General features: G+C 73.3%; 17 protein-coding genes and 2 pseudogenes. 12 read left to right on the top strand and 7 right to left on the bottom strand.

Annotation, left to right across the window (positions count from 1 at the left end; translation table 11 throughout):
- The first annotated feature begins 162 nt into the window (after nt 1-162).
- The 3 genes from rfaE2 (at nt 163) to ACTHMS_RS15075 (ending at nt 3,058) form a co-directional block, all read left to right on the top strand.
- A complete protein-coding gene (gene rfaE2, locus ACTHMS_RS15085; protein ID WP_440307495.1) occupies nt 163-618 on the top strand; it encodes a D-glycero-beta-D-manno-heptose 1-phosphate adenylyltransferase in 456 nt (151 codons plus the stop codon).
- Nucleotides 615-1,541 (top strand): glycosyltransferase family 9 protein, encoded by a 927-nt coding sequence (locus ACTHMS_RS15080; RefSeq protein WP_440307494.1) that lies wholly within the window; start codon nt 615-617, stop codon nt 1,539-1,541. Before rfaE2 ends, ACTHMS_RS15080 begins: the two co-directional genes overlap by 4 nt.
- A gap of 176 nt (nt 1,542-1,717) precedes the next feature.
- Nucleotides 1,718-3,058: a GAF domain-containing protein gene (locus ACTHMS_RS15075; RefSeq protein ID WP_440307493.1), complete on the top strand. Its 1,341-nt coding sequence runs from the start codon at nt 1,718-1,720 to the stop codon at nt 3,056-3,058.
- Between the two features lie 33 nt (nt 3,059-3,091).
- Here the strand turns inward: ACTHMS_RS15075 and ACTHMS_RS15070 are convergent, their stop codons facing one another.
- From ACTHMS_RS15070 to ACTHMS_RS15050, 5 genes and pseudogenes are all read right to left on the bottom strand, one after another.
- Nucleotides 3,092-3,841, bottom strand: coding sequence for an SDR family NAD(P)-dependent oxidoreductase (locus ACTHMS_RS15070; RefSeq protein ID WP_440307492.1), 750 nt, complete (start codon nt 3,839-3,841; stop codon nt 3,092-3,094).
- Nucleotides 3,838-4,209 (bottom strand): hypothetical protein, encoded by a 372-nt coding sequence (locus tag ACTHMS_RS15065; protein WP_440307491.1) that lies wholly within the window; start codon nt 4,207-4,209, stop codon nt 3,838-3,840. The genes ACTHMS_RS15070 and ACTHMS_RS15065 overlap by 4 nt, the downstream gene beginning before the upstream one ends.
- A 72-nt stretch (nt 4,210-4,281) precedes the next feature.
- Nucleotides 4,282-6,056: pseudogene (locus ACTHMS_RS15060) on the bottom strand (CheR family methyltransferase).
- Complete coding sequence (locus ACTHMS_RS15055) at nt 6,053-6,961, bottom strand: chemotaxis protein CheB (RefSeq protein WP_440307490.1); 909 nt, start codon at nt 6,959-6,961, stop codon at nt 6,053-6,055. The pseudogene ACTHMS_RS15060 and the gene ACTHMS_RS15055 overlap by 4 nt, the downstream one beginning before the upstream one ends.
- A 67-nt stretch (nt 6,962-7,028) precedes the next feature.
- Nucleotides 7,029-7,097, bottom strand: a pseudogene (locus tag ACTHMS_RS15050) (hypothetical protein); the annotation flags it as partial.
- Nucleotides 7,098-7,318: 221 nt separating this feature from the next.
- On the opposite strand from ACTHMS_RS15050, the gene ACTHMS_RS15045 reads away from it, so the two are divergent.
- The 6 genes from ACTHMS_RS15045 (at nt 7,319) to ACTHMS_RS15020 (ending at nt 11,377) form a co-directional block, all read left to right on the top strand.
- Nucleotides 7,319-9,106: a GAF domain-containing SpoIIE family protein phosphatase gene (locus ACTHMS_RS15045; protein ID WP_440307489.1), complete on the top strand. Its 1,788-nt coding sequence runs from the start codon at nt 7,319-7,321 to the stop codon at nt 9,104-9,106.
- Nucleotides 9,099-9,449: an STAS domain-containing protein gene (locus ACTHMS_RS15040; RefSeq protein ID WP_440307488.1), complete on the top strand. Its 351-nt coding sequence runs from the start codon at nt 9,099-9,101 to the stop codon at nt 9,447-9,449. The genes ACTHMS_RS15045 and ACTHMS_RS15040 overlap by 8 nt, the downstream gene beginning before the upstream one ends.
- A 77-nt stretch (nt 9,450-9,526) precedes the next feature.
- Nucleotides 9,527-9,973, top strand: a complete 447-nt coding sequence (locus ACTHMS_RS15035; RefSeq protein WP_440307487.1) for a DUF6158 family protein — start codon at nt 9,527-9,529, stop codon at nt 9,971-9,973.
- Between the two features lie 51 nt (nt 9,974-10,024).
- A complete protein-coding gene (locus ACTHMS_RS15030; protein WP_440307486.1) occupies nt 10,025-10,459 on the top strand; it encodes a fluoride efflux transporter FluC in 435 nt (144 codons plus the stop codon).
- Nucleotides 10,456-10,803: a fluoride efflux transporter FluC gene (locus ACTHMS_RS15025; protein ID WP_440307485.1), complete on the top strand. Its 348-nt coding sequence runs from the start codon at nt 10,456-10,458 to the stop codon at nt 10,801-10,803. Before ACTHMS_RS15030 ends, ACTHMS_RS15025 begins: the two co-directional genes overlap by 4 nt.
- Nucleotides 10,804-10,813: 10 nt before the next feature.
- Nucleotides 10,814-11,377, top strand: coding sequence for a UbiX family flavin prenyltransferase (locus ACTHMS_RS15020; protein WP_440307484.1), 564 nt, complete (start codon nt 10,814-10,816; stop codon nt 11,375-11,377).
- Here ACTHMS_RS15020 and ACTHMS_RS15015 read toward each other — a convergent pair.
- Together ACTHMS_RS15015 and ACTHMS_RS15010 are read right to left on the bottom strand one after the other, a co-directional pair.
- Entirely contained in the window at nt 11,361-13,709 is a 2,349-nt protein-coding gene (locus tag ACTHMS_RS15015) for a HelD family protein (protein WP_440307483.1), read from the bottom strand. The genes ACTHMS_RS15020 and ACTHMS_RS15015 overlap by 17 nt on opposite strands.
- A gap of 52 nt (nt 13,710-13,761) precedes the next feature.
- Complete coding sequence (locus ACTHMS_RS15010; protein ID WP_440307482.1) at nt 13,762-15,414, bottom strand: AMP-binding protein; 1,653 nt, start codon at nt 15,412-15,414, stop codon at nt 13,762-13,764.
- Between the two features lie 147 nt (nt 15,415-15,561).
- Between ACTHMS_RS15010 and ACTHMS_RS15005 the strand changes: the two genes are divergently transcribed.
- The 3 genes from ACTHMS_RS15005 to ACTHMS_RS14995 all read left to right on the top strand — a co-directional run bounded on the left by ACTHMS_RS15005 (nt 15,562) and on the right by ACTHMS_RS14995 (nt 18,241).
- A complete protein-coding gene (locus ACTHMS_RS15005) occupies nt 15,562-16,599 on the top strand; it encodes an AraC family transcriptional regulator ligand-binding domain-containing protein (RefSeq protein ID WP_440307481.1) in 1,038 nt (345 codons plus the stop codon).
- A 68-nt stretch (nt 16,600-16,667) separates the two neighbouring features.
- Nucleotides 16,668-17,549, top strand: coding sequence for an SDR family NAD(P)-dependent oxidoreductase (locus ACTHMS_RS15000; RefSeq protein ID WP_440307480.1), 882 nt, complete (start codon nt 16,668-16,670; stop codon nt 17,547-17,549).
- 83 nt (nt 17,550-17,632) lie between these two features.
- Nucleotides 17,633-18,241: a C40 family peptidase gene (locus ACTHMS_RS14995; protein WP_440307479.1), complete on the top strand. Its 609-nt coding sequence runs from the start codon at nt 17,633-17,635 to the stop codon at nt 18,239-18,241.
- Nucleotides 18,242-18,248 lie beyond the last annotated feature (7 nt).

The raw sequence follows: 18,248 nt of genomic DNA, 5'->3' as shown, positions 1-18,248 counted from the left end.
CCCAACCCCGCCGCGGCGGGCGCCCCCGGCCCCCGCTCCCCCCCGCGTCTCTCTTCGCCACTGGCGCCGGGGCCCTTGGTGTGCTTGTGGGGGCCCGCGGCCGGGGCGGGGCCCCCCCACTTCCTCGCAGCCGGGGGCGTCGCCACGCTCGACGGGCCGGCCGTGCCGCCCGAGCACGACGTCGACGTGCTCGCCGCCGTCCGCGCCCGCGGCGGCATCGTCGTCGCGACCGGTGGTTGCTTCGACCTGGTGCACGCCGGTCACGTCGAGACGCTGCGCGCCGCCCGCTCGCTCGGCGACTGCCTGGTGGTGCTGCTGAACTCCGACGACTCGGTGCGGCGCGCGAAGGGCGACGGCCGTCCGCTGCAGAGCGCCGACGACCGGCGCCGCGTGCTCGAGGGCCTGCGCTGGGTCGACGGCGTCATCGTGTTCGACGAGGACACGCCGCTCGCCGTGCTCGACCGGCTGCGTCCCGACGTCTGGGTCAAGGGCGGCGACTACGACGCCGCGACGCTGCCCGAGACGCCGCTGGTGCGCAGCTGGGGCGGCGAGGTCGTCACCGTGCCGTACCTCGCCGGCCGCTCGACGACCGAGCTGGTCGGCCGCGCGCGTCGATGAGCGCCGCCCCTGTCGCGCTCGTCTCGCGTCCGCTCGGGCTCGGTGACCTCGTCACCGGCGTGCCCGCACTGCGCATGCTGCGCGCGGCGCTGCCCCGCCATCGCCTGGTGCTCGCCACCGCGCGCTGGCTCTGGCCGCTCGCCGAGCACGCCCGGCTGGCCGACGCGCTCGTCGAGGGCCACGAGCTCACCCCGCTGGTCGACCCGCCGGACGCGCCCGACCTCGCCGTCGACCTGCACGGCAACGGCCCTGAGAGCCGCGCGCTGCTCGAGGCGACACACCCCGGGCGCCTGCTCGCCTTCGTGGGCGGCCCTGTGCAGTGGCGTCCCGACGAGCACGAGGTCGACCGCTGGTGCCGGCTGGTGCGCGAGGGGCTGCCGACGAACACCCCGGCGCCCCCGGTGACCCACGTGCTCGGCCCGCCGCCGGCGACCGCACGGGCCGGTGCCACGGTCGTCCACTGCGGGGCCAAGGCGGCGAGCCGGCGCTGGCCGGTCGACCGCTTCGCGGTCGTCGCGCGGGCGCTCGCCGCCGACGGGCACGACGTCGTCATCACCGGCTCGCCGGCCGAGGCGCCGATCGCAGCCGCCGTCGCCCGCGCCGCCGGGGCCGACGCGCTCACCTCGCTCGACCTGCTCGAGCTCGCCGGGCTGGTCGGCACCGCCCGCGTCGTGGTGTCCGGCGACACCGGCGTCGGTCACCTGGCCGGCGCCTACGCCCGCCCGTCGGTCGTGCTCATGGGGCCGGTGCCGCCGCACCGCTGGGGGCCGCCCCGGCACCGGCGTCATCAGGTGCTCTACCGCGGCACCACCGACGGCGACCCGCACGGGGCGTCGGTCGATCCCGCGCTGCTGCGGATCGAGGCCGACGACGTGCTCGGCGCGGTGTCGCGGGCGCTCGCGCGCGAACCGGCGCGCACGTGACGGATCGGGCGGGTGGCGGTTCGGATGCAAGGTGCCGAGGTACGTTTGGCGGAGCGAATCGCTGAAACCACAGCGCGCGCCAGCCCGGCTGCCTCATATCGCCGTTGATGGGCTGGTCGACTCGGCGCGACCGACGTCGCGGGCCGGTTCGGCGGCTCGTGACGAGGAGCCACCTCATGACCAGTCCCGGAATCCCCGGGCACGACGACATCGCCTTCCTCATCACCGCCATGCGTGACGGCCGCGAACGGCTGCTCGCCCTCGCCGACGCCGTGCCGGGTCTCGACACCGACGACCTCGTGCGCACGATCGACGAGGTCGGGCAGACCATCCTCGTCGCCGACGAGGAGATGCGCGTCCAAAAGGAGCAGATCGGCCAGGCCGGCCGCCGCCTCGACCTGCTCGTGGCGCTGCACGAGGAACTGTTCCACAACGCACCCGTCGCCTACCTGCAGACCGACGACGTCGGGCTCGTGCTGCGCTTCAACGCCGCGGCCCGTCGGCTGCTCGACCTCGACCCGGCACCAGGCCGCCCGGTCACGATCGTCTCGCTCGTGCGGCCGGAGGACCGGGCCGCCGTGCGCGCCGTCATCACCCGGCTGCGGGCGGCGTCGGGTGAGCAGCCGGGCGGCCGCACGCCGCCGATCGAGGTCATGCTGCGGCGCGGCGACGGGCGTGACGTGCCCGCGGTGCTCACCGCGCGGCCGACCGTCGACGGTGGCGCCACCCGCACGCTGCTGCACTGGGAACTGCGTGCCGAGCCAGGCCCGGCGGCCGCCGCGCCGATGCTCCAGGAACCTGTCGACGTCGGCTCGCCGGCGCAAGCGCTGCAGGCCGTCGCGGCCGCGGCCGCCCGGCTCAACGAGCAGCCGACGGCCGCCGACCTGCTCGACGAGGTCGTGCGGCAGACCGCGGTGGTGGTGCCGCACGGCGAGCACGTCGCGCTCACCATCACCCGGGGTCGGGGGCGCCACGAGACGCCTGCCGCCACCAGCGATCTCGCGGCCGCCTGCGACCGCCTGCAGACCAGGCTGCACGAGGGGCCCTGCCGGGAGGCCGTCAGCACCGGGAAGCCCGTCGTGATCGGCGATCTTGTCGGCGACCACCGCTGGCCCCGCTTCGCCTCGCAGGTCACCCGGCTCGGGGTGCGCAGCATGCTGGTGCTGCCGCTGACGGCGAGCCGAGGCACCGTCGGTGCGCTCACCTTGTCCTCCGCCCGGCCGGGCGCGTTCGGCGACGCGGAGATGGCGCTGGCCTCGGTGTGGGCCACCCACGCCGCCATCGCCATGCTGCACGCCGAGCTGGTCGAGAACCTGCGCATCGGGCTGCAGAGCCGGCAGGAGATCGGCCAGGGCGTCGGCATCCTCATGGAACGGCACCGGGTCAGCGCCGAGGCGGCCTTCGACCGGCTGGTGCAGGCGTCGCAGGACACCCATGTGAAGGTGCGCGACATCGCCGCGCGCCTGGTCGAGACGGGGGAGGACCCGGCCACCTACGGGCCGGATTCCTTCCACTGAGCCAGACCTTCCGCTGCGCCGTCCGCGTGTCGCCTACCGCGGCCACCCCGGCTCCCGCCGGGAGTTGATGACGAGGTTCTGGACGAACGTGTCAGCCGGCAGGGCGACCATGAACTCGATCGCGCTCGCCACCGTGTCGGGGTCCATCATCACCTCGTCGCTGAGGTTCCACTGCTCCATCATCGGGGTGTTCATCGCCGACGGCATGAGCCCGTGCACCCGCACCGGCCAGCGGTACTCGTGCGCCTCGCGCTGCAGGATCTCGGTGAGCTTGGCGACCGCGGCCTTCGAGCTGTTGTAGGCGGCGGCGTCGGTGCCGACCGTGATCGCCGAGATCGAGATGACGTTGACGATGTCGGCCGGCACGTCGCGCTCGCCGGCGTCGACCACGCGGCGCAGGAAGGCGCGGCTGGTGAACAGCGGGCCGTCGACGTTGACGCCGTTCACGAAGCGCCACTGCTCGTCCGAGAGGTCGAGCAGGCTCGCGCCGCGGTCGGTGCCGGCGTTGTTGACCAGGCAGTCGAACGCCGCGCCGTGCTGGTCGACGAGGCCGCCGATCGCGGCGTCGACAGCGGCCGAGTCGCTGACGTCCAGCTGCAGCGGCGCGGCCCGGCCGCCGGCGCCCTGCACCTCGGCGACGACCTTCTCGGCCTTCTCGCCGTCGACGTCGGCCACGACCACGTGCGCGCCACCGCGGGCCAGCCGCAGCGACGTCGCCCGGCCGAGCCCGCTGCCACCGCCGGTGACCAGCGCGACGCGTCCGTCGAGACGACCGCCGCTCACGCGTCGTCCCGGCTGACGAGCTTGTTGAACCGACTCGTCGAACCGTCGCTGGTGTGCTCCTGGTAGACGAACGCGAGCTTCCGGTCGTCGAAGGTGCTGAAGAACGGCTCCCAGTCGACCTCGTCGAGGTCGCCGCTGTCGTCGCGGAACCCGATGCGCAGCACGCCCGCGCAGATGTTTTTGTTTTCGTTGCTTTTTAGGGGGGCCGGCCGCCCACCACGCGCCTCGGCCCAGGCGCGGATCACGTCGTGGTCGGTGGTGGTGTAGCTCGCCGCCTCGGTCTGGGTCTTGGTGTTGCGGGTGACCTCGTCGACGGCGTCGGCGTCCTGGGCGGCCTGCGATGCGGCGCCGGATCGGTCGTCAGCCATGTGCTCTCCTCGCTCGGGATGTGCTCCTCCGCCTGAGATATGGCTCGCGCCGCGCCGCACCAAACCTGCGCGCTACTCCTCGTCGTGCTCCATCAGCAGCAGGGCGCCGCTGGGGGCGCTGCCGCCCGAGAGCAGTGGTGTCACGTTGGTGCGCAGCCGCATCCGGCGACCGCGCCGGTTGACCGCCTCGAGCACCCGCTCCTCGCCGGGGCTGTCGAGGTTCAACAGGTGTTGACCCACCGCCTCGTCCTCGCGCAGGCCCCAGAGGTCCTCGGCCTGGCGGTTCCAGACCTGCACCGTGAACTCACGGTTCACGACGATCACGGCCGCCCCGAGGCTGCCGAGGATCGACTCCATGAAGTGGTTGAGGTCCGAGATCTCGCCGGTGCGCTCGCGCAGTTCCTCGTTGGTCACCTGGAGCTCGTCGTTCATCGACTGGAGCTCCTGGAGCTCCTCGTTGGTGGTCTCGAGCTCCTCGACCGTCGACTGCAGTTCCTCGTTGGTGGTCTCGAGCTCCTCATTGGTCGACTGCAGCTCCTCGTAGGCCGTCTCGAGCTGCCGGTTGGCCGAGGCGAGCTCGTCCGAGAGCTGCCGGAACCGGGACACGTCGTTGAAGATCAACCCCGTGCCGAGCGCGCGGCCGCGGGCGTCGACCAGTGGCACCACCTCGATGTCGAGTGTGAGCCTTTCGCCGGCCGAGCGGTGCCACTCGACGTCGCGCAACCACACGGCCGACCGGGTCTCGCGGGCCGCGGTGAGGTGCGAGCGCAGCTCGGCCGGGCGGTAGGACACCTCGAGATCCTGGAACGGCCGCCCGATGTCGCGCTCGGACAGCGCCAGCAGCGTGGACGCGCGGTGGTTCAGCAGGGTGAGCCGGTCCTGCGCATCGATCACCAGCTGCGCGACCGGGCTGGTCAGGAACGCCTCGGTGCGCAGCGCCTGGACGTCGTTGTCCTGCGGCGGTCGCTGGGTCGGGGGCTGCACCGGTTGCGCCGGCAACGCATCGGTCGCGTTCGACGCGGCGACCTTGGTGAAGAACCGCCGCTTCAGGTCGAGCGGCTCGAACAGGGCGGTGTGGTTCAGCAGCATCTCGGCCTTGCCGAGGAACAGGATGCCGTCGGGACGCAGCGCGAACCCCAGCCGGGACACGATGCGCGCCTGCGTCTCGGCGTTGAAGTACATCAGGGCGTTGCGGCAGGCCAGCAGGTCGATGCGCGAGATCGGGGCGTCCTGCACCATGTCGTTGCGGCCGAAGATGACGTTGCGCCGCAGGTCCTTCCGGAACGCGAAGCGCGCCCCGGCCGGCTCGAAGTAGCGCTCGAGGTAGCCCTCGGGCAGCGAGCGCACCTCCTTGTCGGTGTAGGTGGCCTGGCGGGCGATGCCCAAGGCCTCCTCGTCCACGTCGGTGGCGTAGATCTTCACCCGCTGCCGGAACTCGCTCGGCCCGAGTGCCTCGACCAGCACCATCGCCAGGCTGTAGGCCTCCTGGCCGGTGGCGCATCCCGCGCTCCAGACGCGGATGGGCCGGTCGCCCGCGCCGGCGAGCAGTCTCGGCAGGGCGTCCTCGGCGAGGTAGACCCAGGCGTCCCGTCGCGGAAGACGCTCGTGACGTTGATGAGGATGGTGTTGAACAGCGCGGTGAACTCGTCCGGGTGCACCTGCAGGTGGTCGTAGTAGTCGTCGAAGCTGCTGATGCCGACGGCGCGCATCTGGTGCCGCACCCGGCGCATGAGACTCGCCCGCTTGTAGCCCGTGAAGTCGAACGAGCGGTCGGTCTTGAGGTACTCGAGCAGCCGCTCGAACGCGGGGTCGAGCGCGTCGCCGAGGGTGTCCTGCTGATCGGTCATGCGGTGGTCCCGGTCGGAGGTCGGTCGTCGCCGGCCTGCGTGCTGCGGTCGGCCGACGACGTGATGAGGCTCGATTTCAGCAGGTCGCGCAGCACGCGCGCCGCACCGGCCGCCTCGCGCGCGGTGGCGGTGTACCGGCGCGCGGTGTGCTGCATGCCGCGCTCGGTCGCCTGCTCGGCCATGCCGCTGGTGAGCGCCGCCCCTTCCTCGAGCTGGCGCAGCGCGACCCACAGGGCGTTCTCGAGCTGGTCGTCCTGCTGGCTGAGCAGCGCCTGCGGCGACCAGGCGTGTCCGACGCGGCAGCGGTAGCGCGTCATGGCGCCGTCATGGATCTCGTACAGCACGCCGCTGCAGTCGGGGCACGAGAAGCCGGACGGCATACCGGGCCGCTCGAGGCCGAGCAGCGCACCTTCGTCCAGCCCGGCGATGTCGGCCTCGGCGACCAGCAGCGAGGGCGCCGACTGCGCGTCTGGCACCTCCTGCTCGAGCAGGCGGTCGAGCACCGCGGGGATCTTGGCGGCCGCCGCGACCTCGGCCGTCGGCACGTGCGCCAGCGCGTTGTGGGGCATCGCCGCGTGCTGGGCCTCATCGGGGTCCTGGACGAGTGCCGCGCCGCCGACGGCGTCGATCGCCAGGAGACCCGCCGTGCCGTCGTCCAGCACGCCCGAGAGCACGACGCCGATCGCGCGCGCGCCGACGGCGCGGGCGGCGGAGCGGAAGAGCACGTCGATGGCCGGACGGTAGCCGTTCTCCCGCGGTCCGCGCGAGAGCACGACGTCGTCGCCGTCGAGCAGCAGATGGCGGTCGGGTGGCGCGACGTAGATGGTGCCGTGCTGCAACGGTTCGCGGTCGAGAGGATGCCGCGCAGGAAGGTTCCCGCTTCGGCTGAGGATCGCGGGCAGCACGCTGCCGGAGGTCGCCGGGGATGTGCAGCGTCACCAGCACCGCGGCCGGGAGGTCCGGCCTGAGGTTGGCGACGAGGGCCCTGAGGGCGTCGACGCCGCCGGCGGACGCCCCGATGACGACGACGTCGCGGTGCATGTGGGTGCTCCCGTCCGCGCCCGTGCCAGAGGATTTCCGGGACGCGGGCCACTGGCCCCCACCCTAGGACGCGGCGTGGCACGCGCGTGCGACCGTGCGCGCGCCGTTGACCGAGGACGACTACGCTGGTGCCGTCACCACCACGCCGACCTCGCGGCATGGCGCTTGCGACGCGGCTGGGACAACAGCCGTCCGTTCGGGGGCTCGAGAGGAGTGCGCTCGTGGCGACCCCCGAGTCCTCTGCCCGCACGCCCGCCGACGTCGGCCCGCACCGCGAGCGGTTCCAGGAGCTCGCCTCGGTCGCCACCGAACTGGCCGCCGCGGAGACCATCGTCGAGGTGGTCGACCTCATCACCCGGCGGGTGAGCGACGTCGTCGACGCCAGCGTCGCCACTGTGCTGCTGCGCCAGGACGACCACCTGCTCGTCGTCGGGGACACCGGCCTCGCGAACCCGGCGAAGTGGAGCCGGTTCCCGCTGGCCTACCGGACGCCCGTGAACGAGGCCGTGCTCGAGAACCGGCCGGTCGTGGCGCGGTGGTCGCCGGAGGCGGAACGCCGCTGGCCCGACCTGCGGGGGGACGTTGCGCCCGGTCGCATCGTGGTCTGCCTGCCGATGACCGTGCAGCGGTCCTCGATCGGCGCCCTGACCTTGAGCTTCACGACCGACACCGAGCCCGAGCCGGACGAGCTCGAGTTCCTGGTCACCTACGCCGACACCAGTGGCCAGGCGATCCGGCGCATCCAGGCCACCGAGGCCGCCGCCCGCCGCGCCCGCCGGCTCGACTTCCTCGCCGGTGCCTCCGAACAGCTCTCGAGCGACCTCGACTACCGCACGACCCTGCAGCGGGTCGCCGAACTGGCGGTGCCGGATCTCGCCGACTGGTGCTCGGTGACCCTGCTGGAGGACGGCCGCCTGCACACCGTGGCCATGGCCCACGTCGATCCGGACAAGGTCGCCTACGGGTGGCGGCTGCAGGAGATCTATCCACCCGACCTGGACGCGCCGACCGGCATCGGCCCGGTCGTGCGCACCGGCGTCAGCGACCTCGTCACCGAGGTCACGGACGAGATGCTGGTGGCCGTCGCGCGGGACGAGGAGCACCTGCGCGTCGCCCGCGAACTGGCGCTGCACAGCGCGATCACCGTGCCGCTTGCGGCGCGCGGGCACGTCTTCGGCGCGATCACGCTGGTGCGCTCCGAGACGCCGGCGCCCTACGACGCCGAGGACCTCGCCGTGGCCGAGGACCTCGCCCGGCGAGCAGGGCTGGCCATCGACAACGCGTCGCTCTACACGCAGACCCGCGACGTCGCACTCCAGCTGCAACGGGCGGTGCTGCCCGAGGCGCTCGACGACCTGCCCGGCTGGCGGGTGGCGACGCTGTACCGCCCGGGCCACCACGCCGAGGTCGGCGGTGATTTCTACGACGCAGCAGCCCTCGACGACGGACGCCTCGCGGTCTTCATCGGCGACGTGATGGGCCACGGCGTCGCCGCCGCGGCGGCCATGGCCGCCATGCGCTCGGCCGTGCGTGCCTACCTCTCGATCGACCCCACGCCGTCGGCGGTGGTGAGCAAGCTCGACCAGATGTTCGCGCAGTTGCGCATCCGCCAGCTGGTCACGCTCGTGTACGGCGTGCTCGACGGCGAGCGGTTCATCTTCGTCAACGCCGGCCATCACGCCCCGGTCGTGGTCGGCGCCGACGGCAGCAGTCGCGTACTCTCGACGCCACCCGCCCGCCCCCTCGGCGCAGGCGGGGACGTCCGGGTCGACCACGCAGGGGATGTCGGGGACGCCGAGACGGTGCTGCTGTTCACCGACGGCCTCGTCGAGCGCCGGGGTGAGATCATCGACGAGGGCATCGAGCGGTTGATGACCCGCACCGGCACCCTGGCCGGGGCGGATCTGCCCACGGCCCTGCACGACCTGGTGGAAGTACTCGCCGACAATCCGGATGATGACGTCACCGCACTTGCGGTCCGCCGCAGCAAGGAGCACTCGCATGGATGACAACACGGCTGGGCGCGACTTCGGCGTCGAGGTCGACGAGGGCGCCGGAGGCATCACGACGTTGCGGGTGCGGGGCGACTTCGACCTGGCCGGCGCCCCTGTCTTCCAGGCGGCTGCCGACGGCGCGCTCGCCGGCGGCGCGACCGGCATCGTGATCGACTTCGCCGGGATCACCTTCATCGACTCCACCGGGCTGGGCGCGCTCGTGCGCGTGCACACCGCGGCGAACGACACCGGCCGCAGCCTCCAGCTGATCAACGTGCCCCACGTCGCCGCCCGCACCATCACCATCGGCGGCCTGTCCTTCCTGCTCGAGACGGTGCCCGCCGAGCCGACCGGCTGAGTGGAACGGGCGGTCGGCGGGAAGGACGTCAGGAGACGCCCCACCCGCGACCGATCGCCCGACCAGCAGGAGGCAGCATGAGCGCCGGCATCCCCGCGTCCGAACTCCCGGACGACGCCCTCGAACGCGAACTCGGCCAGCTGCACGAGACGCGGCACGCCATCCTGCTGAGCGGCACCGCCGACCAGCTGGCGAACCACGTCGCCCGCACCCACGAGCTCGAGCACGCCTACCTCGAGCGGTTCGGCGACCGCGTGCCCGAGGCCGAGGCGAAGATCGAGGCGCTGCACGCCCACGAGGGCGAGCGCCGGATCAAGGGGTCGGTCACCGAGCCGCTGGCGCGGGGCGAGCACTCGGAGCACGGCTGGCAGGCCGACGCCCCGGACCTCGACGGTGCGGAGGACAGCGACCGGACGCGGCCGGACGGCTCGACCACCGACCCGCGCGGAGCGGAGGTCGACCCGGAGGGCAGCCCGACCGAGCCCGAGGACGCCAAGCCGGTGGAGCAGGCCGGCCGCGGCTGACCGCCTCGGCCGCCGTCGGGAGCGACGGCACGGGTCGCTACCGTCGCGTTCGTGCCTGCCGCGCGCCCGCCCGAGCGACTCCCGCTCGACGTGCTGGCGGCCGTGGCGATCGGTGGCGTGCTCGGCGCCGAGGCCCGGTACGGCCTCGGCCGGGTCGTGTCGGCGCCGTGGGGGACGTTGCTGATCAACGTGCTCGGGTGCGGCCTCATCGGCGCGCTGACCGCGGTGGTGGCGACCGGCCGACCGCACCGGCTCGTCCGGCCGCTCCTCGGCACCGGCGTGCTCGGGGGCTTCACCACCTTCTCGACCTTCGCCGTCGACACCGACCGTCTCGGCCACGGCGGCCGAGCGCTCGAGGCGGTGGGCTACCTGGCGGCCACGGTGGCGGCCTGCCTGCTTGCGACATCGGTGGCCCTCACGCTGACGGCGCGCGCCCTCGGGCGTCGGCGTCCGTCGCTGCCGCCGGTGCGCCCGGAGCAGGCATGATCGTCCTGCTCGTCGGGCTGGGCGCCGTCGTCGGCGCGCCCACGCGCTACCTCACCGACCGCGCCGTGCAGCGCCGCTTCGGATCGGCCCGCCCGTGGGGCACGTTCGTCGTCAACGCGGTCGCCTGCTTCGTCCTCGGTCTCGTCGTCGGCATCGCGCCGTCCGGGCGCTGGGTGGCCCTGGTGGGCACCGGCTTCTGCGGCGCGCTGAGCACGTGGTCGACCTTCGCGCTCGAGACGGTGCAGCTCGGGCGCAGCCGCCCCGCGGTGGCCAACGTGGTCGGCAGCGTGGTCGCCGGTGTGGGGCTCGCCGCACTCGGGTGGCTGCTCGGCGCCGCGTCCTAACATCGAGGACATGGAGCGTCCGCGTCTCGTCGTCGGGGTGTCCGGCTCGAGCGCGCCGCAGCTCGCCTACACCCTGCTGCAGGCGTTGCACGAGCTCGGCACCGTCGAGACGCACCTGGTGCTGACGCGCGGCGCCGAGCTGTCTATCAAGCTCGAGATGGGGCTGGCGCCGGGCGACTTCGAGACGCTGGCCGACGTCGTGCACGATGCGGCCAACCTCGGCGCGTCGATCTCGTCCGGGTCGTTCCGCACCCTCGGCATGGTGGTCATGCCGTGCTCGATGAAGACGCTGGCGGCGATCGCGTCCGGGTTCAGCGCCGACCTCGTGTCGCGCGCCGCCGACGTGTGCCTCAAGGAACGCCGCCGGCTCGTCCTCGTGCCCCGCGAGACACCGCTGAACCTCGTGCACATCCGCAACATGGAGACCGTGACGCTCGCCGGCGCCACCGTGCTGCCCCCGATGCCCGCCTTCTACCACCAGCCGAGGACGATCGAGGACCTGCTGCGCCAGACCGCCGGCAAGGTGCTCGACCAGTTCGGCATCGAGCACCAGCTCTTCACCCGCTGGTCGTAGCGGGGGACGGCGTCAGTGACTCGAAGCCGGGCGGCAGGGGCCTGGTGTGCACGACGCGCAGCCGCTGGGTCGGGCGGGTGAGGGCGACGTAGAGGTCGTTCAGGCCGCGGGGCGACTCGCGCAGGATGTCGGCGGGCTCGACGAGCACGACCGAGTCGAACTCGAGGCCCTTGGCGCCGCCGACGGTGAGGACGGAGACGGGGGAGCCGAGTGCGTCGGAGTCGGCCGTGACCACGCCTGCCGGCAGCGCCTGCGCGACCGCCGCGGCCAGCGCGTCGTGGGCCGCCCGCGGCGTGATCACGACGACGGTGCCGTCGCCTGCCCCCTCCCACACCACGCGGACGATGGCGCCCAACGCGTCCAGGGACGACACCCGCGTGCCCTCCGGCTCGTGGCGGCCCACGCGCGCCGAGGTCGGCGCCTGCACCGACGACCCGCTCGCGCGCAGCACGGCCGCGGCGACGTCCATCACCTGCTGGGGGGTGCGGTAGTTGACGGTGAGGTCGGCGCGGGTCCAGCGGTCGCCGACGTGCGGCTGCAGCACCTCGCGCCACGAGCGGGCGCCCGCCGCCGACGACGTCTGCGCGATGTCGCCCACGACCGTGAACGACCGGGTGGGGCAGCGCCGCATGAGCAGGCGCCACATCATCGGCGAGAGCTCCTGCGCTTCGTCGACCACGACGTGCCCGAAGGCCCAGGTGCGGTCGGCGCCGGCCTGTTCGGCGACGGTGCCGAACGACTGACGCTCGGCGTAGCGCTCGGCGAGCTCCTCGGCCGTCGCGAACTCCGCACCGCCGAAGGTCTCCTGCACCTGCCGGGCGTACTCGACCTCGGCGCGCCGCTCTGCCCGCGCCCGGGCACGCTCGCGCTCGGCCTCGCTGTCGTCGACCCCGAGCAGTTCGGCGGCCTCGTCCAGCAGCGGCACGTCGGCCGGTGACCACGGTGCCGACGCCGGCCGCTGGAGCACCGCCCGTTCGGCCCGGGACAGCCCCGCGCCCGCCTCGGCGAGCCGCTCGGGCACCGCCCACAGCTCACGGATCAGTCGCTCGGGGGTCAACGGCATCCAGCAGAGGTTGACCTCGCGCCGCACGTCCTTGGACGCGTACAGCTCGGTCAGCAGCACCGGCCTGGTCTCCTCGTCCAGTTCGGTATTGCGGGCGCGGGCCAGCGCGTTCACCAGGTCGCGCATCACCTCGTTGACGAAGGTCTTGCGGGCTGCGTTGTGCGGGGCCCGGGTGCGCCGCGCCTTCTCGCGCGCGTCACGCACGACGTGCGGCTGCAGCTTGATCGTCGTGCCCTCGACGTCGAGCGCGCGGGCCGACGGGATGGTGCGCTGCCGCCGGCGCACCGCCTCGCCGATCACGCGCACCATGCGCAGATCACCCTTGATCGCCACCACGCTGTCGGGCTCAACAGCAGTTGCGACGACGCCGTGGTGCAGCTCGCCGGGGGTCGCCATGACGACGGCGTCGGCCTCGCCGAGTGCGGGCAGCACCTGGTCGATGTAGCGCAGGAAGACCCGGTTGGGCCCGACGAGCAGCACACCCGAGCGGGCGATCCGCTCGCGGTTGGCGTAGAGCAGGAAGGCGGTGCGGTGCAGGGCCACCGCCGTCTTGCCGGTGCCCGGGCCACCCTGCACGACGAGCACGCCGGCGAGCGGCGCCCTGATCACGGCGTCCTGGTCGGACTGGATCGTCGCCACGATGTCGCGCATGCGGCTGCTGCGCGCGGCGTCCAGCGACGCGAAGAGCGCGCCCTCGCCGATGACGACGTGGCTGCCCTCGACGCCCGACTCCTCGAAGCGCACGAGGTCGAGCACCTCGTCCTGCAGGTCGACCACCCGGCGGCCGCGCGTCGAGATCTGGCGGCGCCGCAGCACGTCCTGCGGGTGCGCGGCGGTGGCCTGGTAGAACGGCTCGGCCGCCGGTGCGCGCCAGTCGACGAGCAGTTCGCGGCGCTGCTCGTCCGAGAGACCGACCCGGCCGATGTAGCGCCGCTCGCCGGACGCCATGTCCAGCCGCCCGAAGCAGAGCCGCTCCTCGACGCTCTCGAGGGCACGCACCCGGGTCGTGTAGAGGCGCATGAACGCGTCCCGCTCGCTGCGCGCGCCAGGGGTGCCCGCCGTGCCGCTGCGGGCGGTGCGGTCGAGCGCGGCGCGGGCGTCGGCGCGGGCCGCGTCCAGTTCGACGTAGAGGCGCGAGACGTGCGCCTGCTCGACGGCGAGCTCGGCGGCGACGTCCGGATGTGGTTCCTCCGTGCGCGGGTCGTCGACGATGGCTGGTCCCCTCAGAACGCGCCACCGGGCTGGGTGGCGGAACGACCCTCCATCCAACCAGTTCCGAGGCGGTTGTGCTCGTGCCGGTGAGCAACGCCGCGTGCGGCGATCAGTCCCGGCCGTGCTCCAGCAGCTCGCGCTTCAGCACCTTGCCGGTCGGGTTGCGCGGCAGCTCGTCGAGCAGCACGACCTCGCGGGGCACCTTGTACCGTGCGAGGTTGTCGCGCACGTGCGCCTTGAGCTCGTCCTCGGTCGCAGACTGCCCGTCGGCGAGCACCACGAACGCCTTGAGCCGCTGCCCGAAGTCGTCGTCGTCGACGCCGACGCAGGCGGCCTCGGCGACGGCGGGGTGGTCGGCGAGCACGTCCTCGACCTCCTTCGGGAAGACGTTCTCGCCGCCCGAGACGATCATCTCGTCGTCGCGGCCCTGGACGAACAGGCGATCCTGGTCGTCGAGGTAGCCGACGTCGCCGGTGGCCATCAGCCCGTCGATCACGTCCTTCGACCCGCCGCCGGTGTAGCCCTCGAACAGCATGCTGTTGCCGACGAAGATCCGGCCGGTCTCGCCCTGCGGCACTGGCTCGCCCTCGGCGTCGTACAGCTTCAGCACCACGCCCCGCGCGGCCTTGCCGGCCGTGCCGGGCGCCGCGCGCAGGTCGGTCGGCGTCGCCAGCGTGCCGGTCGCGACCTCGGTCGAGCCGTACATGTTGTAGAGGTTGTCGCCGAACGCGTCCATCCACCGGGTCGCGAGCTCGCCCGGCAGCGCCGAGCCGCTCGCGGCCACGGCGACGAGCGACGACGTGTCGTACTTCGCGCGCACGTCGTCGGGCAGGGCCAGGATGCGCTGGAGCATCACCGGGACGACCACCAGCGCGTCGCAGTGGTGCTCGGCGACGTCGGCCAGCGCCTGCTCGGGGTCGAATCTCCGGCGCAGCACGAAGGTCGAGCCGAGCGACAGCCCGAGCGCGAAGTTGGCCAGGCCCCACGCGTGGAACAGCGGCGCGCCGATTCGCACGACCTGCCCCTCGTGGAAGGGGATGCGCTCGAGCAGCGCCGCAGGCGGGTCGAGCGTCAGCGGCGTCTTCTCGCGCGAGGCGCCCTTCGGCGTCCCGGTCGTGCCGGAGGTGAGGATCGTGACCCGCCCCGTGCGTCCGGGACGACGGGGGGTCGAGCGGTCGCCGTGGCGGATCGCGTGACCGATGGTCAGCCCGTCGATGTCGTGCTCGTGCCATCCGACCATCCGGATGCGTCCGCGGGCGGCGTCGGCGACGAGATCGGTGAACTCCTCGTCGTGGATCAGCGCCGCCGCGTCCTCGCGGTCGCAGACCTCCGAGAGCTGCTTGCCCGAGAACGAGGTGTTCAGCAGCAGCACGTCGGCGCCGAGCTTGCCGGCCGCCACTGCCCCGAGGACGAACCCGCGATGGTCACGGCACATCAGCCCGATGCGCGCGCCCGGACGGACGCCGGCCTCGCGCAGCGCGTTCGCGACGGCGTTGCTCTGCGCGTCCAGCTCGGCGTAGCTGATCTCGCCGAGGTCGTCGATCACGAACGTGCGGTCGGGGTGCCGGATCGCGCCGGTGCTCACGAGCGCCGCGATCGAGCCGCCCCACCGCAGCGCGGCCAGCCCCATGCGGGCGGGCTTGTCGGGCCGCAGCGGCCGGATCAGGCCCGCGCGGGCGAGGATCCGCAGGTTGTCGGCCTCGTGCAACGCGCGTCCCACGACGCCCCTGGCGCCACCGGTGACGGTCCTGGCCACTCGCATGAGCCCGTTCCCCTGTCGTCGCTGTGATGCTGGTGATCGTGCCGTACCCAAACGTGTGACCGTCTCACGGTCTGGATAGAACTCTGTCGTGACGGCGGTGGCGCAGGTGGTTGACGCCCCCTTCCCCAGGGCTCAGGCTCGGCGGCAATGTCCGTGATCCGGTCGGCCGCCCTGCGCGGTTTCCGCGCGACCGTGGCCGAGTTCGGGGGCGACGCGGACGAGCTCGCGCGACGCGTCGGGCTGCCGGTCGAGGCGCTCGACCGCGACGACCTGCTCGTCGACGACGTCGCCGTGGGCGCGGTGCTCGAGATCGCCGCCGAGCAGCTCGACCGTCCCGATCTCGGGCTGGTGATGAGCCGGCGGCAGGACGTCACCATGCTCGGCCCGCTCGCCCTCGCGATCCAGAACTCGCAGACGCTCGGCGACGCGTTGCAGTGCACGACGCGGTACCTGTTCGTGCACAGCCGCCGGCTCGACATCGCGATGGTGCCGGACCCCTACGGCCAGCGCGGCGTCATCGGCATCCGCTACGGCAGCATCGACGCGACCGAGCTGCCGCCCCAGGCGGTCGATCTCGGGCTCGGGCTGCTGCACCGCAACACGATGTTCCTCGTCGGCGGGCCCTACGGGCTGCGCACGGTCGAGCTGCCGGCGCGCCCGGCCGCCATGCAGCCGGTCTACGACGAGTTCTTCGGCGTGCCCGTGCGCACCGGTCGGCCCGAGGCGATGCTGCGCGGCCCGCGCACGATGCTCGACCACCCGCTCGGCAACGTGAACGACGAGCTGCGCCGCCTCGCGATCGACTACCTCGACCGGCTCGGCGCCGAGCGCGACCCGGCCGCCGCCGGTGTCACGGCACGGGTGCGCATGGCCGTGCGCGAGTCGCTCGGCCTCTCGACCCCCGACATCGAGTCCGTCGGGCGGCTGCTGCACCTGCACCCACGCACGCTGCAGCGCCGGCTCGCGCACGAGGGCACCTCCTTCGCCGAGTTGGTGGACGAGGTGCGACGTGACGAGGCCCGGCGGTACCTCACGACCACGGACATGCCGCTGAGTCAGGTGGCCGGACTGCTCGCCCTGTCCGAGCAGTCGGCGCTCACCCGATGCTGCCGGCGGTGGTGGGACGCCACCCCGACGGCGGTGCGGCGCGGAGTCGTCGTGCCGTCGCTGCTGCCGGGGACGTGACGCCCCGGGTCACACGGTTGTCGCGTTCGGTCAAGCGCGGCCGGGCCGGACCACGCACGCTGGACGGCATGCAGAACTACGTCTTCGCCGGTGGCACGGCGGTCCTGACCGGTGCGGCGAGCGGCATGGGCGAGCAGATGGCCCACCAGCTGGCCGCGAAGGGCAGCAACCTGGTGCTCGTCGACCGCGACGCCGACCGCCTGGCGACGGTTGCGGACGCGATCCGGGCCGCGCACCCGCAGCTGACCGTGCTCACCGAGGTCGCCGACCTGGCCGACATCGACGCGATCCCGTCGCTGGCCGAGCGCATCCTCGCGCAGACGCCGGACGTCACGCTGCTGATCAACAACGCGGGCGTGGCGCTCGGCGGTGCCTTCGAGCAGGTGTCGCGCGAGGAGTTCGACTGGGTCATGGCGATCAACTTCCAGGCGCCGGTGGCGCTGACCCGCGCGTTCCTGCCGACGCTGCAGGCCCGCCCGGGCAGCCACATCGTGAACCTGTCGAGCCTGTTCGGCCTCATCACGCCGCCGGGCCAGTCGGCCTACGCGTCGAGCAAGTTCGCCATCCGCGCGTTCAGCGAGGTGCTGCGGCAGGAGCTCGCGCCGCAGGGCATCGGCGTGACGACGGTGCACCCGGGCGGCATCAAGACGCGCATCGCCGAGAGCGCGCGGGTCGCGTCCGGTGCCAGCGAGGAGGACGAGCGGGCCGGCAAGGAGGCGTTCGCCAAGCTGCTGACCTTCCCGGCCGACAAGGCCGCCGCGCAGATCCTGGACGGCGCGCACCGGCGCAAGGCCCGCGTGGTGATCACGCCGGAGGCCGTGGCGGCGGACCTCGTGGCCCGGCTGTTCCCGTCGAACTACTTCGCCGTGCTCAACCGGCTGCGTCCGGGGACGACCAGGAACGCGACCGGCAGCGCGCGGGTCGGTTCGTCGACGCCCGCCGCGCCCTGATCCGCTCACGTTGAGCGGAGGATCGCCCTGGTCGAGAATCGACCGCGGCGATCCTTCGATCGGCGCGGGCAGGGGGTGGACGCATGCGGCGAGCGATCGCGACGGCGTCGGCCGCCGTCGCCCTCGCGGCGCTGACCGCCTGTGGCGCCGAGGTGCCCGCCGGCGCGCCACTTGGGGCGCCGCTGGTCGCGCCGCAGGCCGCGACGTACCGGCCGGCCGTGGCCACCGTCGTGCCGGCGCCGATGGGGCAGTGGACGCCCGCCCGCGGCCAGGAGATCGCCCGACGGGCACTGCAGTGGCTGGGCACCCCGTACGCGTGGGCCGGGGGCGATGCCGGTGGCCCGACCCGCGGCATCGCCGTCGACCGGGCGTCGCGCAACGACGGGCACGTCATCGGCTTCGACTGCTCGGGGCTGGTGATGTACGCGCTCGCGCCCTGGCGCCGGCTCACCCACTTCGCCGCGACGCAGTACACGCAGGTCGGGTCGTTCCACCCCGCGCTCGACACGCTCTACCCCGGCGACCTCGTCTTCTGGAGCAAGGACGGCACGATCGGCGGCATCGGCCACGTCGCGGTCTACATCGGTGACGGCAAGGTGGTGCAGGCGCCGCACAGCGGTGACGTCGTGCGCATCACCCCGCTGGACGCCGTCGAGGGCGGCACGATGGGCGCAACCCGCCCGCTGACCTGACCGACCA

The sequence above is a fragment of the Jatrophihabitans sp. genome (assembly GCF_051960575.1).
Taxonomy (GTDB): domain Bacteria; phylum Actinomycetota; class Actinomycetes; order Mycobacteriales; family Jatrophihabitantaceae; genus JBQCEE01.
Note: the sequence above shows the minus strand (reverse complement) of the source record. Positions and strands in the feature narration are given on the sequence as shown.